This window comes from Paenibacillus glycanilyticus NBRC 16618, assembly GCF_004000805.1.
Lineage (GTDB): Bacteria > Bacillota > Bacilli > Paenibacillales > Paenibacillaceae > Pristimantibacillus > Pristimantibacillus glycanilyticus.
This window is the reverse complement of the sequence record NZ_BILY01000022.1, coordinates 14493-30111: the sequence shown is the minus strand read 5'-3', so window position 1 is coordinate 30111 and position 15619 is coordinate 14493. Positions and strand designations below refer to the sequence as shown.

The window sequence follows — 15619 nt, the reverse complement described above, 5'->3', positions numbered from 1 at the left end:
ATTATAGCAAGCAGAGGAGACGTGTCGCTATCAGGCTTGAACTCCGATATGACGGTTTGACGCGAATTCGAACAAGCCTTTGTCCGTTATCTTGAGCTCGGGGATGACCGGGAGTGCCAGGAAGGATAACGTCAGGAACGGGTTGAAGTCATCCGGTGCGCCAATCGTGCGAAGCGCCGCATAGAGGCCAAGCATTTGTTGATTCACTTCGCTATAGCTTTGTTCGGACAGCAGGCCTCCGACTGGCAGGGATAAGGAAGCAAGAACTTCACCGTCCGCGACAACCGCGAGCCCGCCGTTCATCGCAGCCACATGACCGATAGCAAGCAGCATGTCTTCATCGGTTACGCCTGCGCATATGATATTGTGCGAATCATGGGCTACCGACGATACGATCGCGCCTTTGCGGAGGCCAAAGCCCTTTACAACCGCAAGCCCGATATTGCCGGTCCGGTGATGACGTTCAACGACGGCGAGCTTAAGCTGGTCGCGTTCGGTTGAAGGAAGGAACTTCAGCTGCCCATCCCTTGCTACCTGTTCCTTCAAATGCCGGGTCACAAGAGAGTTCGGAATGATTCCGATAACATTGCAGGTATCGGACTCGAGCGGAAGCTCAAGTGCATCCGGCCTTAGCGGCTTCATTCCCGCTTTTATATCGGATGAATGCATCGGTTCCAGGGAGGCTTGCGCAGCGCTTACGTTAAAGGCCTCCTCCTGAAGAGTTCCGCTTCGAAATACGCATACGCCTTCCTTAAATACCTGGCTGATCGCCATTTTCTCCAGATCATCAACGATCACAAGATCGGCTTTATAGCCGGGAGCAATGGCGCCTTGCCGGCGCAGACCAAAGCATTCCGCGGCGTTTAGGGTCGCCATCTGAATGGCGGTAATCGGATCAAGCCCTTTGCTCACGGCCAGCCGGATGCTGTAGTCGACGCTTCCTTCCTCCAGCAGATCGTCAATGAGTTTATCATCGGTTACGAACAGACATCTCCGGCTGTTCCCGGCGTTAACGGCAGGAAGGAGCGCCTCCAGGTCCTTGGCCACGGTACCTTCGCGGATCATCAGATACATGCCCAGCTCGAGCCGGTGCCTTGCTTCTTCCGCGTCAATCGCTTCATGATCCGTGCGGATGCCCGCGGCCATATAGAGATTGAGCTGTTCCCGGTCAATGCCGGCGGCGTGACCGTCGATATGAGCATGAAGCTCGTTCGCGTCAGCCAATTTGCTGATCATGCCGGGACTGCCGGCTGCAAGTGCGGGAAAGTCCATCACTTCAGCCAGGCCAAGTACTTTCGGGTGCGCGTAGAACGGGCGAAGATCTTCCGCTTCTAAGGCTGCGCCGCTTGTTTCGAACGGGGTAGAGGGTACGCAGGACGGAAGATTGACGTAAATGTCGAGGGGAAGTCCTGCGGATTGGTCAAGCATGTATTGTATCCCTTTGCTGCCCATCACGTTAGCCATTTCATGCGGGTCGGTTACAACGGCCGTAACTCCATGCTGCAGAACAACCTTCGCGAATTCGCGCGGCGTCAGCATCGAGCTCTCGATATGCACATGACCGTCAATCAAGCCGGGAATAATCCATTGTCCTGCCGCGTCAATGACTTCCGAGCCTTCCGTGTACCGGCCGATCCCCGCGATCACTCCGTCCGCGATTGCGATATCGCCGGACATTATGCTGCCTGTAAACACGTTTACGATTTTTCCGTTTCGTATAATAAGATCTGCCGCAGCGCGTTTGGCTGCTACGTCGATTCGCTTCGTGAGTTTGTCTTTTGTATGCATGACAGCTATTCTCTCCTTTTTTATACTAAAATAAAAAAACTCCCGATTACCGCCGATGCTGAAAGAAGCATGCTGGTAATCGGGAGTTTACGGTTCCCGGTAGAAACCCCCGGCCCGTATTGCCGAGGTTATACGCAATATTGGATTCTATTGTAGAAGATGGACAACGGGAATGCAACTGCTTATTCTGAATTCTCCGGATTGAAACGCGTTCCGCCGCTAAAGGACGGCGAAGCCGTTTCACCTTGTCGCAGGCGCTATATGCGTCGGAATCTGGCCGTTCGGATACGGCCCTTCCCAGCCGAGATAGTAATGGCGGATCGGCTTCAGTTGATCATCCAGCTCGTACACAAGCGGAATACCTGTCGGGATATTCAGATCTGCAATGCCGTCCGGCGGTATCTGGTCCAAATATTTAACCAACGCCCGCAGCGTGTTCCCGTGAGCGGCTATAATAACCTGTTTTCCGGAGGAAACAGCGGGAGCGATTTCCGCGTTCCAATACTTCAGAACCCGTGCCTCCGTGTCTTCCAGGTTTTCCGTTAACGGAAACTCGCCTTCCTTGAGTCCGATGTAACGAGGGTCGGCAGCAACGTATCGCGGGTCGGTTACATCGAGTGCTGGAGGACGGACATCAACCGATCTGCGCCATAAATGCACCTGCTCCTCTCCGTATTTGGCGGCGGTTTCCGCCTTGTTCAGCCCTTGCAGCGCGCCGTAATGCCGTTCGTTCAGCAACCAGCTTTTCTGCTCCGGTATCCATAAGAGATCCATCTCGTGAAGGATAATCCATAAGGTTCGGATGGCGCGTTTCAAGACGGAGGTATAGGCGGCGTCGAAGAGGTACCCGTGTTTTTTCAGGATTTCTCCGGCTTCTCGGGCTTCATCCAGACCTTGCGTTGACAGGTCCACATCGGTCCAGCCCGTGAACCGATTCTCGACATTCCATACGCTTTGCCCATGGCGGATCAGGACGATTTTTTTCATGAGGCGACCTCCTTTCCAAAGTTTGCTTATCTCTATAATGTTTCCAATCGAGAAAAAAAACAAGCCAACCCGGTTAAAATCGGGTCAGCTTGTTCCAAATTTTTATTAACTTATCAATGCGCTTCGGCCTGGTCGACATGCTTCAGATGTTTATGGTTGAACGCAATGAGGATAACGGCCAGGATAACAAAGCCGCCGCCGATATAGAACGGGGCATGGAAATCGAACCATTCGGCGAATTTGACCGCGTAATAGGGAGCAAGCGCGCCGCCGATGAAGCGAAGGAAGCTGTAAGCCGCGGATGCGGTTGGCCGTTCGACCGGAGCGGCATTCATAACGGCTGTCGTGATAAGGGTATTATTGTTACCAAGGAAAGCCCCTGCAAGAATAACCATGCAGATGACGACCGCTTTTTCCGTTGTCCAATAGCCCATCGCAAACAAGGTGCAAGCGAAGAGAACAAGCTGAATGCACATTGATTTGATTGTGCCCGAACGTCTTTGCAGCTTAGGAGCCATAAAGACGGAAGTGAAGGCCAGAAGCAGACCCCAGCCCAGGAAGACATAACCAAGTCCGTGAACGTCCAGATGATGCAGATGGCCAAGCACCAGCGCGGCATACACGAGAAGAGTAAAGAATCCGAAGTTGTAAAGTGCCGCGGAAAGGCCAAAGATCAGAAGGGCGCGGTGCTTCAAGGCACGGAACGGATCGAGTATGGAAGCTTTCTTTTTCACCGCAGGAGCAGCAGGAGTTTTGGCCTTCGGCATCATGAAGGTGATCAAGCAGAAAGCGACAATCATTAAGCAGGCGACGCCGTAGAACGGGCTGCGCCAAGAGATGGCGCCTAGCTCTCCGCCAAGAAGCGGACCTACGGAGATGCCTAGACCTACGGCAACCTCAAACAAAATAATCGATTTGGCAACGCCAACGCGGGACAAGGAGACAATGGCGGACAGCGCGGTTGCGACAAAAAACGCATTGCCAAGACCCCAGCCGGCGCGCAGCCATACGATGGACATGACATTGTCGACGCTTCCGGCAAGCGCGGAAAATATAGCGATGAGGACGATACCGGCAAGCAGCATTTTTTTCGTGCCAAGCTTGGAGGAAATAACGCCGGTTACCAGCATGGCTACGGCCATGACGGCATTGTAGCTCGTAAAGAGAAGCGTAAGGTCGCTGTCGGACGCGTGAAGCTGATCCTTCATCATCGGCAGGATCGGGTCTACCAGACCAAGGCCCATAAAGGCAATAATGCTTGCGAATGCAATCGCCCATACGGCGATCGGCTGGTTGAACATGGACTCGGCGGATTTAAGCGGAGCCGCGGCTGCTGCTGGTTTAGCAGTTGAAGACATATTCGTGTTATCCCTCTCTTTAAATAAATTGGTATAGTCTCTTTGAAACGGATGCAGTAAACGAAACAATCGTATCGCCACATTAATCTTTACGTCAACGTTAACTTTGTGCTAATTGTTGGCTTGAGACGAAGGATACGTTATTTTTGCAATTGATAAAATCCGGTGTCACAAACAAAGACCTCTCCTCGTTCTATTTGCAAAAGCATTTAGAGGAGAGATCATCTATGACGGAATGGACAGTGGTTGTCATTGGCGGCGGGTATGCGGGAATTCATGCGGTAAAAGCGGTTTGGAAGCAGTATAGCGCTCATGCGGAAGGACGGAAGCTTCGCCTTCTATTATTGGATCCGAATCCTTACCATCTGCGCAAGGTGCTCTTGTTCAAGCCGGCGGTAGGGGCTGACAAGATTACGGTACCGTGGAAGCAAATTTTGCCGGAAGTGACCGAACACGTGCAAGGAAAAGCACGGCATGTGCATGCGGATGAAAAGATCCTCGAATATGAAGATGCGGAAGGCAACTCCGTACGGCTTGCTTATGACACGCTGGTTGTTGCGGTTGGCAGCGTAGCCCGTGAGACGGAGCCCGGTCTTGGGGGTATATCCCTTACGGGAATGGAGTCGGCCGTCCGAATCAGGGAAGCATGGGGCTATAATATGCAGGCTGCAAGGGTGGAAAACAACGTGGAGGAACGCCGTCGCCTGCTCACGGCAGCCGTGGCCGGAGCGGGAATTACCGGCATTGAGACGGCCTCGGAGTTAGTGTACGCCATGAGAGAAGAAGCAGCCAGACAGGGACTTAACCCGCAAGAAATCCGGGTCCATCTGCTGAATGCCCAGGATCGTTTATTTCGGGAGGGACCAATGAAGGCAAGCCGCAAGCTGGAGGAGGAGCTGGCGAAATGCGGCGTATCCGTCCATCATCGTTGCAAAGCGGTACGAGAGGAGAAGGGCAATCTCCTGCTCTCAAGCGGTGGGGCTCTGCCGGTTGGCCTTACGGTTTGGACGCGGGGTCTTGTCCCGAATCCGGCTATTCGCAGCATTGGGCTGCCCGTAACGAAGGATGGCAGGCTTATCGTGGACGAATGCTACCGCGTGAAGGATGCCCGTGGCGTGTATGCCATTGGGGATTGCGCGTTTATCGTGGATCCGGGTAACGGTGAAGCCGCCCGAATGACCTGCAAAGAGGCGATTCCGCAGGCACAGCGATTAGGCAAAATCATTGCGGCGGACAAAACCGGCAGCGAGGCTCCCCGCCATAAACAGGTGATGGATGGCTTTACGATTGGACTTGGTCCGGGACGGGGAATGACATGGACGCGCAAATGGGGGCTTGATATAATCATTTCGGGAAGTTTATCTTACAAAATCAAACGTTTCGTCTGGGATTACGCGAGTATGCTGAAATCATAAGGAGACGTCATATGATTGAGCTGTATGAACGTTATAAAGGCTTGTTGTTCAGCCTTGCTTACCAGTTAACCGGCTCGGCCGCCGATGCGGAGGATGCGGTTCAGGACGTATTCCTGAAGGTGCAGAATATGAACCCGGATAAGCTGCACGAGCCCAAAGCGTATTTGTGCAAAATGATAACGAATCGATGCCTGGATCATCTTCGTTCGGCAAGGGTTCGCCGGGAGCAATACGTCGGTCCTTGGCTGCCTGAGCCAATAGCACAATACTACGATGGCGGACTGGAGGAAGTGGTTCGCCATGACCTGCTGTCCTACGCGATGCTTGCTCTGCTCGAAAGGCTGTCGCCTTCGGAACGGGCCGTATTTGTTCTGCGCGAAGCGCTTGGGTTCGATTATCCCGCTATTGCCGAATTAACGGGAAAAAGCGAGCAAAACTGCCGCAAGCTGATGAGCCGGGCTAGAGCAAAGATGGGAATAACGGAAGAAGAGCTGCAATCTGGCGGTACAATTGAGCAGGCGTGGATAAACCGGTTCGTAGCGGCCTTATCCGAAGGCGAGGTCGACACCGTGCTGTCCATGCTGGCGGAAGATGCCGTGCTTATCTCCGACGGAGGAGGCAAGGCGTCGGCGGCTGTCCGGCCAATCGAGTCAAGGGAGCGCGTGGCGCAGTTCCTCCTGGGCATTTTCCGCAAATCCCAGATTACGAGCCATATGACGGTAGAGGTAAAGCCGCTAAACGGAGAACCCGCCTTCGTATTCCGGCAGGAAGGAATCGTGGATTCGGTCGTATTTCTTGAGCAGCGCGAAGGTGTTCTTCACCGGTTATTTATCGTCCGCAACCCGGATAAGCTTCACAATGTATAAAAAAAACGGTTGTGCTTGTTGAAAACAGGCACAACCGTTTTTATATTTATTTCGCTACTTTTTCGCGATTGAGGTATACCGTCTCGCCAGTGCGGGCGGATTCGTAAATCGCTTCCAAAATTTCGGTTACGACAAGAGCTTGCTCGGCTTTTACAACCAGATCCGTATCGTTCAGGATCGCGTTGATCCAAGCTGCGCATTCCACGTCGATATCGCGCTCCGAAGCGCCGTCATAGAACGCTACGCCGCCGGCGGAAAGGTCGATTTCTTTAACGAACAGACGGCTGTTCTCTTCGCCGTTGATGCGAAGGCCGTTCTTCATGTCCGCGCCGCCTTCCGTACCGCAAAGCGTACATTTTGCTTCGTCGATATCAAGCGTATTCAGCGCCCAGCTTGCTTCAAGCGTGATCGTTGCGCCGTTCTCCATCTTGATAAAGCCTACAGCGGAATCTTCTACCGTAAATTTCGCAGGATCCCATGGGCCCCAAGCGTTAGCGGCATTTTCTTTCGATCCAAGCTTATGGAATACGGAGCCCGTAACGGAAACCGGCTTGTAGTTGTCCATCATCCACAGCGTCAGGTCAAGCGCGTGAGTACCGATATCGATAAGCGGTCCGCCGCCTTGTTTCTCTTCGTCGAGGAATACGCCCCAAGTCGGAACCGCGCGGCGACGGATCGCATGAGCGCGTGCATAGTAGATTTCGCCCAGCTCGCCTTGCTCGCAAACCTTTTTGAGGACTTGGCTGTCCGGACGGAAACGGTTGTTGTAACCGATGGTCAGCTTTTTGCCCGTGCGCTTCGCGGCATCCAGCATAGCTCTTGCTTCAGCAGCCGTCTTAGCCATTGGCTTTTCGCACATAACATGCTTGCCGGCTTCAAGGGAATCTATCGTAATAAAGGAGTGCGAGTCATTAGGCGTTAATACATGCACAACATCGATCGACGGATCGGCAATCAGCTCGCGGTAATCCGCGTATACTTTCGAGCCTTCAGCGCCGTATTTTTGGGATGCTTCTTCAGCGCGTTCCACTACAACGTCGCAAAAGGCAACGATTTCAACATTCTTGTTCTTGCTGAGTGCAGGAAGATGCTTGCCATTCGCGATACCGCCGCAGCCGATGATGCCAACCTTCAGTAATTTACTCATGTCCAGCCTCCGATTAATTGGATTTATATAAAAAGGTGTTTATGCCATTACTATAGGTTTGACCGATATTTAGAGTCAATAAGGCTATAAAAAAGTTCTTGTCTGTGTCGTATAATTATAGTCAGAATGTCTTTATGTTCTAGTTTTACTTTGGTAAATGGTGTGCTACCTTAGAAATAAGTCGCAAATATGTAGTTATCCCAAATAATCGGTCTGAGGAGTGGAAGTTATATGATTAGAGTCGCAATGTTAAGTTATTGGCATGTTCACGCATGGGATTATACGAGAGAGGCGCAAGCGCATCCGGATACGGAAATCGTAGCGGTATGGGATGAAATTCCGGCTAGAGGCGAAGAAGCAGCTTCCAAGCTGGGCGTTCCTTTCTTCTCCAATCTGGATGAACTCCTCGCCCGCGAAGATATTGACGGAGTGATCGTGGACGCGCCTTCCAATATTCACCGCGAGGTTATGGTCAAAGCCGCTCAAGCCGGCAAGCATATCTTTACGGAAAAAGTGTTGGCGCTTACAACGAAGGAAGTTAACGAGATCCTGGCGGCAGTGGAAGAAGCGGGCGTGAAGCTGACCGTATCGCTGCCAAGACTTAACGACTGGTATACGCCTTCCATTCAGAACGTGCTGGAATCCGGCATTCTGGGCAAAGTTACCTTGACTCGCGTCCGCTTGTCCCATAACGGCGCAACCGCAAACTGGCTTCCTGAGCATTTCTACAACCTGGAGCAATGCGGCGGCGGCGCACTGATCGACCTTGGCTGCCATCCGATGTATTTGACTAGACTGTTCCTTGGCGAAATGCCGGTTCAGGTTCAAGCTTCGTACGGTTACGTTACCGGCAAAGACGTAGAGGATAACGCGGTATCCATTCTCACGACGGCCGGCGGCGCAATCGGTATCGTGGAAGCGGGCTTCGTAAATGCCCATTCGCCATTCACGATCGAGATTCACGGCACGGAAGGCTCGCTCTTGTACGGTACGCCGGAAGACCGCATTCTGGTCCGCAGCAATAAGAACGGCGAATCGGAGTGGACGGAAGCGGATAAGGCAAGCGGCCGCATCAAGGCATTCGAGCAATGGGCTGACCATATCCAGAACAATACGGTTGCGGCAGAGAACATCCGCATGGCGCAGGATCTGACGGCGCTTATGGAAGCATCTAACCGCTCGGTTGCTGAGAAGCGGGCTGTACGTATTGAAGAAATCCGCTAATACGATGACTGGCATGGATGAACGGGAGCAGATCGTGGAGTCAGACAGCAAGGTAAGCGCAAGACCGTATCCTTATGCCATTATGAAAGAAAAGATGGACGCGCTCGAACGGCTTGATCTGCATTTCAGATGGGGACGTTACGGGATCAGGGTGCTCAAATGGCATCTGACCACCTTTAAGCCCGGACAGCTGATCAAATTCCACAAGCATTCGGAGTTTGAATTCCACTTCGTGCCGCGCGGCAAAGGAACGGTCACCTTGATTGACCATATTTACAAGCTGAACAGCGGCATGTTTTATTTGACCGGTCCCGGCGTTGTGCATCAGCAAACGGCGGATAACCGTTCCGGCATGGAAGAGCTGTGTCTGCATGTAGATATTACGCGTCTGCCGGACGGAGAGGAACGGGAAGAATGGGGCTCGGAGTGGGAAAATAAAGAGTCGGAAGCCTGTATTCAGGCGCTGACCGATTTTCCGCTTCGCCCGTTTATGGATCAGCATGATGCCATGACATGCTTCCTGCAGGCTTACATGGCTTGGCGATCCGGCGAGCTTGGGGCTTATACGACGATCCGCCAGTCCTTAATTCAAATCTTGCTGCGCGCCGCCAAAGCAACCGTTGACCGGGATGGCCAGCAGATGCTTCCGGCGCGGGATATACAAGCGCATCGCTTTGAGATGGCGCAGCAATATATTTACGACAATTACGCAAGACCGCTGACCCTGCAGGAGGTTGCGGACCGGATCCAGATCAGCACGAGGCAGCTGCAGCGCGTCTTTCACCGATACGGGGTCAGCTCCTTCAGCAGCTATTTGGAGGATTTCCGGCTGCAGCGCATTTGCGAGGAGCTTGTCGAGACCTCGAATACGGTGGAGTCCATCGCGGTCAACCATGGTTTTACGAATACGAACTACCTGTTCCAGGTGTTCAAGAAAAAGATGGGGATGACACCGCTCGCTTATCGTCAGCGCCATCAGTTAACGAGCGTATAAGAGCAAAGGACAAGCCGGAATTGGCTTGTCCTTTTTTGTTTTTCATCCAATAACGGCCATGTCCTTCTTGTATTGCGAAGGCAGCATGCCGGTCCATTTCTTGAACGTCTTCGTAAAATGAGCCTCGTCGTAATACCCGACTTCCTTGGCAACGGAATGGATTTTCATATCGCTGGCCTGCAGCAGCGCTTTGGCCTTCTCGATCCGGTATTGATGGACATAATCGAGAAAGTTAACGCCAAGCTCCTGTTTGAACAACGTGGAAAGATAGGTGCTGGAGACAAACAAAGCCTTGGCGACTCCGGCCAAAGTCATCCCGTGATCGGCATAGGAGGCTTCGATTGCTTTCAATGCCTGCTGTACCTTCCGTTTTGGCGTACGATGCGGGTTCAAGCTTAGCTTGCGATACAATTTAGAACCTTGGTTAAATTGCTGCTCCAAAGCCTTTAACGCTTCCTTATAAGAAAAATACAGCTGATGTACATTTGGTTTGGGCAGGCCGTAGGTAACGCTAGCGATTATTTTCAAATACTGCTGCTCCAAATTTTTTACTTCTTCCATGGCTCCCGAAAGACAATTTGTAAGATGATCAAATAAGTGCTTCATTTCTTCATACGGTAATTCATTCATTGGTAAAGCTGAATGGTTGAGACGGAGATGTTCCTCTTCCGCAACGAACAGCTTTGGCATAACATACCTCCTCACGTTTATGGAATCGATTACATTTCACTCTTTACTATAAATTGTAAATGAAAAAATGGCTATGCCCAATGCTTTAGCTTTATAGCGTTTTAACGTTGTTCGTTTTTTTGCGGCGGGGGTGAAACCTTGCTTCGCCTTTTTTTGTGTTATACTGAACAAAGTAAAGTAACTTCGCAGGGAAACAAGGTGGACAACTTGAATGACAGAATCGTAATGCCCGTGTGGATGCTGGGCTTGTTTGTCGTGGTCATGAATACGACCATGTTTAACGTCTCGGTGCCAAGTATAATTAACGATCTCGGTATTACTTCGGATCTCGGCTCATGGATCGTATCCAGCTATTCGATCGGTTATGCCTTATCAACGGTGATTTACAGCCGCTTGTCGGATATCGCTCCCATACGCAGGCTGGTAGCGATTGGGCTGCTTATATTGGGTCTTTCTTCGGTGCTTGGGATCTTTGCCCATAATTTCGCTCTGCTGCTGACGGCGCGGATTCTTCAATCGGCGGGAGCGGGGACAATGGCCGGGCTTGGGCTTGTATTAGCCAGCCGCTATATCCCGGTTGAACGAAGAGGCCGGGCGATTTCGATGATCGCGGCCGGCAGCGCAATGGCGTTTGGACTTGGGCCGATTGTAGGCGGCGTCATCAGCGAATATTTTGGCTGGAACGGCTTGTTTGTGGTCACTTGCCTGGTGCTCGCTATATTGCCGGTCTTGCTGAAGCTGCTGCCGAAGGAAAATCCGCAGCCGGCCAGCTTTGACTATTGGGGGGCCGCATGGACCGTTATTAATGCAACTTCCTTACTGATAGCGGTAACGCAACAGTCCGTCATCTGGCTTCTAGTCAGCGTGATTACGATTGTGATTCACGTGCTCCATATCCGGAAGGCGAAGGGCAACGGAACCTTCGTGAATCCGGAAGTGTTCCGCCAGCCCGGTTATATCCGGCTGCTTGTGGTAGGCTTCTGCCTGCTTATCATTAACCTGGGCAACCTGTTCCTCATGCCGCTTGTCCTGGCGAATCTGTTCCATAAATCGGAGATGCTGATTGGCTTCCTGATTGCTCCGGGTGCTATTCTATCGGCGGTATTAACGCCATTTGTCGGGCGCTGGCTGGACCGGTACGGCAATGTACGGTTCCTGTTTATCGGGACAGCGGTCTTAACGGCCGTAATGGCTTTGTTTATGATGGCTCTAGGAAGCTCGCCTTTTGTTATCATGTGCGGGTATTTGCTGTTCTCGCCGGCATTCTCGGCAACGCTGGCCTCTCTCAATAACCAGACCTCCAGCATTTTGCCAAGGCATTTGATCGGCTCCGGCATGGGGATGATGCAGCTCATTCAATTTTTCGGAGGCTCCTTGTCGGTGGCCATTTGCGGACTATTGCTCCATAAGATGAGCAGCATTACGCTGGAGCACGCCTATAACCATGTCTATCAGCTGCTGTTCGTATGCCCAATCATAGCGATTGTGATGTTAGGCTGGTATTACTCGTCTTACCGGAAAAAAGTACAAGCTCAAAAGCTTGTTTAATGTTTTCGTCCATGCCAATCTGGTAGAAAAGGGCTGTCCCAAAGCGGGACAGCCCTTTCGTATGTTTAGAAATATTTCTCCATAAGGATGGACAGCATCTGAATGCCTACTTCATTCTGTCCGCCTTCGGGAATAATGATGTCGGCGTATTTTTTGGACGGCTCGATAAAGGCTTCATGCATCGGTTTAACCGTCTTCAAGTATTGATCGTGAATCGATTGAATGGAACGGCCGCGCTCTTCAATATCCCGCAGCACGCGGCGGAGGATGCGGACATCCGGATCGGTGTCCACAAACACCTTGATATCGAGCATCGCGCGCAAATTTTCATCGGACAGCACATGAAGTCCTTCTATAACGATGATTTTGCAAGGTTTGAGCGCAACCGTCTTATCCTTAAACCGGGAGTGGTTGGGAAAATCGTAGACCGGAGCTTCGGCCGCCTGCCCGGATTTCAACTGCTTCAAATGCTCGATTAAGAGCTCGTTGTCAAAAACAAGAGGATGATCATAGTTCAGGCCTTCGCGCTCGGCAAAACTCAAATGCGGATGATCCTTGTAATAATTATCTTGCGAGATAAAAGTGACCTTATCTTCGCCAAGCCGTTCAATAACGGAGCGTGCTACCGAGGTTTTCCCCGAGCCGGTGCCGCCAGCGATACCAATAATAAGCATAGTTGTTCTTAAAGCCTCCTAAATGTGTAAAGCCCGTCAATTCAAGTATTGTATCATAGCGAGGCATGAAAAACATCTGAATCGCCTTTGAGATTATTTAGGATGCCAAATGCTTTTTTATTTCGGCTGTACAAGGACTTGAATACCCCGAAGTACGTATCATAGATAGCTTTGTTCCGGGGATTGGGCGTATAGGAGGCTCGTACCCGCACGAAAGATTTGGCTGCGTCCAGATCTGGAACGATGCCAAGTCCAACGGCCGCGGTAATGGCTGCCCCGATGGCGCCGGCATTTTGCGGACTGTCAACCGTCTCGATCGTCCGTCCCAGAATATCGGCGAGGATCTGGCAGGTAAGCGGGGCAAGCGCGCCGCCTCCGACAAAACGGATCGCCCGGGAGGTCGTAATCTTCCGGTCTTGCGCTTCGAGCTGCCACCGGAGATGGTAACAGATGCCTTCCAGCACGGCATGAATGAGCTCGGTTTTCCCCGTTTCAATGCTGATATTGAAAAACAAGCCCCGTGCGTGCGCGTCCTCAAACGGACAACGGTTGCCATGCAGCCAAGGCGTAAAGATAACGCCGTTGCTGCCCGCGGGCACGTCTTTGATCGCATGCATCATGTAATCGTACAGGCTGCGGTACATCGTTTCCTGGGAGTTGGATACTTGTTTTTTCTCCAAATAGATGCCGATTTCATCCAAGGCCAGATGGTTTTTGACCCATTCCAGGCATTTGCCCGCCGTCTCCAGCTCGCAGAAATAATGATAATGCTTCGGCCTTGCTCCTACAATGGAAGCGATCATGCTGCCCGCATCGATAATCTGACGGTTCACAACCGTCGATACCCAGCCGGATGTACCCAGGTAAATATGCGTATCGCCTTCCGCAACCGCACCGGCTCCCACGCCGATAAGAGAGGCATCGCCTCCTCCGCCGAATACGGGCGTGCCCTCCGTAAGCCCGAGCTCCGCGGCAGCCCCGGCGGTTAATAATCCGGCCATTGCCGTGGACGGGATTACCTTTGGAAAATGCTCGTTCCGGACGCCGAACATCCGGCACATTTCCTTGCTGAACCGGTTGTTTCTCGCGTCGTACAGCAGCGTAGCATATGCGGTGTCCTCGGTCATGACAAATTCGCCCGTACATTTGAAGAGCAGATATTCCTTGACGTCCAGCCACTTGTGAACGCGGCGGAACACCTCGGGTTCATGCCGCTGCACCCACCGGTATTTCCAGACGGGATCCTTGACGCTGGCCGGAACGGCGCGGGTGATTGCAAGCGACTTAAGCAGCTTGAATACATTGGCCCCGGCAATTTGAATGCCATGCCTGATTCCTATGCGGTGCTCCTCGGCAGCCCGGGTATCCATGTAGCTCATTGCTTTGCGGACCGGCTCGCCTTGTTCGTCGACAAGCACTAGACCTTGCATTTGGGCGCAAAAAGAGATGCCGCTAATCTGCGAGGCTGGGATGCTGCTCGTCTCCAGCACCTGCCTTGTTGTTACCCTCATCGCCTGCCACCAGTCCGCCGGATCCTGTTCCGCGCCGCCATTGTCCAGAATCGTAAGCTCATAGCCATGCAGAGCGCTGGCCACAATCGACACGGAGGGGGACAGTTCGTAAAGACATGTTTTGACACCGGAGGTTCCTATATCGTAAGAGAGCACGTAAGCACTCATTTGCTGCACCCGCCTTTACCTTTTACATGGACTGATTGGTATCTTCCTCCTTGGCCTGGTAGGCCGATTCCGGAATGCGCAGCGTAACGGGAAGCAAAGCGACCGTCAGCACGACAAACAGCAGCATCGGCCAGACGATAGAGTCCAGTGCTTCGTTCAGAACTTCAAACAGATAAACGAAAGCAATGCCGGAAACCTGCCCCATCAGCAAAATCATGCCAAGCGAAGTGCCTTCCCGAACGGGATAAGCAAGCTCCGAGCCATGCTGGAACAAGATCGGAGCAACGCCCATAATGGCGAAGCCCGCAAGTCCGGCAATAATGGTTACCGGAACGAATTGTTCTGCAAAGGTTAATCCCAAGTAGGCAGGAATGAGCAGCGTAATGGCCGCGATAAAAAAAGGCGCCCGAATCCGGTGTCTATCCGACAGGATCGGCAGAGCAATTGCGCCAATAATCCCGGCGACAATAAATACGGCGCCAACAAGTCCGGCTTCCTCGGATGTAAATCCCCGGGGAGTAAGGATCGTTTCCAGCAGGGTAAGAATCGTGTTGAAGATGCCGATGCAGATAAAGCTGACGAGCAGGATAAGAAAATAGCTTTTGTTCTCGATGAGCAGACCAATCGATTGGAAGCGTAATACCTCTTGTCGGGGGGCGGAATTGGGCAGGGATGCGGGAGGTTTCACGAAAACAAACGCAGCGGCGAGACCTGCGGCAGCAAGGGCAAACGCCGCGAACCACATAAACAGGCCGGGGATGCCGGAAGCTTCCGCGATTGCGGGAGCAAGCGCCATCGGAACGATAAATCCGATATACTGGGCAAGCGTCAGAATGCCGGCTGCCGTTGATCTCTCCCGAAGCGGGAACCAGTCCGAGGCTACTTTCGTAGCGATATTAAGCAGGAAGGGCTGGCCGATCGCCAGAATGAACTGAAAGATCAGGACAAGCGTAAAATCCTCCGCATACATGGCGCGCAATAAGCTAAATACGGCAGTCAGACCTGCGCCGATCAGAAGGGAAGCTTTGTAGCCCCATTTGTCTATGACCCAAGAGGCGGGCATGGAGAATAAGATAAACATGATCATAAAGCTCATGGAGCATAACGTGACGGACATGCTGCCAACGCCGTAATAGTCTTCCGCCAAGCTCGAGATTGGCGCGAGGGAGAGCCACATCATTTCGGTCGATACGATAACCGGGACGATCGATAAAAGAATGATCCATTTCATGAGGAAGATTCTTTTAAT

Annotated in this window: 13 protein-coding genes and 1 riboswitch; of the genes, 5 read left to right on the top strand and 8 right to left on the bottom strand. The window is 52.2% G+C overall.

Annotated elements, in window-relative coordinates:
* Positions 1-30: 30 nt before the first annotated feature.
* The 3 genes from ade to PGL01S_RS17975 all read right to left on the bottom strand — a co-directional run bounded on the left by ade (position 31) and on the right by PGL01S_RS17975 (position 4133).
* Positions 31-1788 (bottom strand): adenine deaminase, encoded by a 1758-nt coding sequence (gene ade, locus PGL01S_RS17985; RefSeq protein ID WP_127495963.1) that lies wholly within the window; start codon positions 1786-1788, stop codon positions 31-33.
* A 56-nt stretch (positions 1789-1844) separates the two neighbouring features.
* A riboswitch (purine riboswitch) is annotated at positions 1845-1942 on the bottom strand.
* A gap of 86 nt (positions 1943-2028) precedes the next feature.
* Positions 2029-2775, bottom strand: coding sequence for a 2,3-diphosphoglycerate-dependent phosphoglycerate mutase (gene gpmA / locus PGL01S_RS17980; protein WP_127495962.1), 747 nt, complete (start codon positions 2773-2775; stop codon positions 2029-2031).
* Positions 2776-2888: 113 nt separating this feature from the next.
* Positions 2889-4133, bottom strand: a complete 1245-nt coding sequence (locus tag PGL01S_RS17975; RefSeq protein WP_127495961.1) for an MFS transporter — start codon at positions 4131-4133, stop codon at positions 2889-2891.
* A gap of 227 nt (positions 4134-4360) precedes the next feature.
* On the opposite strand from PGL01S_RS17975, the gene PGL01S_RS17970 reads away from it, so the two are divergent.
* Positions 4361-5548 (top strand): NAD(P)/FAD-dependent oxidoreductase, encoded by a 1188-nt coding sequence (locus PGL01S_RS17970; protein WP_127495960.1) that lies wholly within the window; start codon positions 4361-4363, stop codon positions 5546-5548.
* 11 nt (positions 5549-5559) lie between these two features.
* The gene (locus PGL01S_RS17965; RefSeq protein ID WP_127495959.1) at positions 5560-6414 is read left to right on the top strand and encodes an RNA polymerase sigma-70 factor; all 855 of its coding nucleotides are present in this window, start codon (positions 5560-5562) and stop codon (positions 6412-6414) included.
* 46 nt (positions 6415-6460) lie between these two features.
* Here PGL01S_RS17965 and PGL01S_RS17960 read toward each other — a convergent pair whose 3' ends face one another.
* Positions 6461-7561 (bottom strand): Gfo/Idh/MocA family protein, encoded by a 1101-nt coding sequence (locus tag PGL01S_RS17960; protein ID WP_127495958.1) that lies wholly within the window; start codon positions 7559-7561, stop codon positions 6461-6463.
* A 231-nt stretch (positions 7562-7792) separates the two neighbouring features.
* Here PGL01S_RS17960 and PGL01S_RS17955 point away from each other — a divergent pair, with 231 nt between their 5' ends.
* Together PGL01S_RS17955 and PGL01S_RS17950 are read left to right on the top strand one after the other, a co-directional pair.
* Positions 7793-8785 (top strand): Gfo/Idh/MocA family protein, encoded by a 993-nt coding sequence (locus PGL01S_RS17955; protein WP_127495957.1) that lies wholly within the window; start codon positions 7793-7795, stop codon positions 8783-8785.
* A complete protein-coding gene (locus tag PGL01S_RS17950; protein ID WP_307719640.1) occupies positions 8769-9779 on the top strand; it encodes an AraC family transcriptional regulator in 1011 nt (336 codons plus the stop codon). Before PGL01S_RS17955 ends, PGL01S_RS17950 begins: the two co-directional genes overlap by 17 nt.
* Positions 9780-9821: 42 nt before the next feature.
* On the opposite strand, the gene PGL01S_RS17945 is transcribed toward PGL01S_RS17950, so the two are convergent.
* Positions 9822-10469 carry a helix-turn-helix domain-containing protein gene (locus PGL01S_RS17945; protein WP_127495956.1) on the bottom strand — a complete coding sequence of 216 codons (648 nt, stop codon included), beginning with the start codon at positions 10467-10469 and terminating at the stop codon, positions 9822-9824.
* A gap of 198 nt (positions 10470-10667) precedes the next feature.
* On the opposite strand from PGL01S_RS17945, the gene PGL01S_RS17940 reads away from it, so the two are divergent.
* A complete protein-coding gene (locus PGL01S_RS17940) occupies positions 10668-12017 on the top strand; it encodes an MFS transporter (RefSeq protein ID WP_373864165.1) in 1350 nt (449 codons plus the stop codon).
* Between the two features lie 65 nt (positions 12018-12082).
* Here PGL01S_RS17940 and udk read toward each other — a convergent pair whose 3' ends face one another.
* Genes udk through PGL01S_RS17925 form a run of 3 tightly spaced genes read right to left on the bottom strand, consistent with a single transcriptional unit; the run spans position 12083 to position 15601 of the window.
* The gene (gene udk, locus PGL01S_RS17935; protein ID WP_127495954.1) at positions 12083-12691 is read right to left on the bottom strand and encodes a uridine kinase; all 609 of its coding nucleotides are present in this window, start codon (positions 12689-12691) and stop codon (positions 12083-12085) included.
* A gap of 53 nt (positions 12692-12744) precedes the next feature.
* Positions 12745-14370: a xylulokinase gene (locus PGL01S_RS17930; RefSeq protein WP_127495953.1), complete on the bottom strand. Its 1626-nt coding sequence runs from the start codon at positions 14368-14370 to the stop codon at positions 12745-12747.
* Positions 14371-14392: 22 nt separating this feature from the next.
* Positions 14393-15601: an MFS transporter gene (locus PGL01S_RS17925; RefSeq protein WP_127495952.1), complete on the bottom strand. Its 1209-nt coding sequence runs from the start codon at positions 15599-15601 to the stop codon at positions 14393-14395.
* Positions 15602-15619: the final 18 nt, after the last annotated feature.

Bases quoted from the DNA above. Each gene is read 5' to 3' on its own strand.
- PGL01S_RS17955 (WP_127495957.1), top strand. From the start codon at position 7,793: ATGATTAGAGTCGCAATGTTAAGTTATTGGCATGTTCACGCATGGGAT.
- PGL01S_RS17945 (WP_127495956.1), bottom strand. From the start codon at position 10,469: ATGCCAAAGCTGTTCGTTGCGGAAGAGGAACATCTCCGTCTCAACCAT.
- PGL01S_RS17975 (WP_127495961.1), bottom strand. From the start codon at position 4,133: ATGTCTTCAACTGCTAAACCAGCAGCAGCCGCGGCTCCGCTTAAATCC.
- PGL01S_RS17925 (WP_127495952.1), bottom strand. From the start codon at position 15,601: ATGAAATGGATCATTCTTTTATCGATCGTCCCGGTTATCGTATCGACC.
- ade (WP_127495963.1), bottom strand. From the start codon at position 1,788: ATGCATACAAAAGACAAACTCACGAAGCGAATCGACGTAGCAGCCAAA.
- PGL01S_RS17965 (WP_127495959.1), top strand. From the start codon at position 5,560: ATGATTGAGCTGTATGAACGTTATAAAGGCTTGTTGTTCAGCCTTGCT.
- PGL01S_RS17960 (WP_127495958.1), bottom strand. From the start codon at position 7,561: ATGAGTAAATTACTGAAGGTTGGCATCATCGGCTGCGGCGGTATCGCG.
- udk (WP_127495954.1), bottom strand. From the start codon at position 12,691: ATGCTTATTATTGGTATCGCTGGCGGCACCGGCTCGGGGAAAACCTCG.
- PGL01S_RS17930 (WP_127495953.1), bottom strand. From the start codon at position 14,370: ATGAGTGCTTACGTGCTCTCTTACGATATAGGAACCTCCGGTGTCAAA.
- PGL01S_RS17970 (WP_127495960.1), top strand. From the start codon at position 4,361: ATGACGGAATGGACAGTGGTTGTCATTGGCGGCGGGTATGCGGGAATT.
- gpmA (WP_127495962.1), bottom strand. From the start codon at position 2,775: ATGAAAAAAATCGTCCTGATCCGCCATGGGCAAAGCGTATGGAATGTC.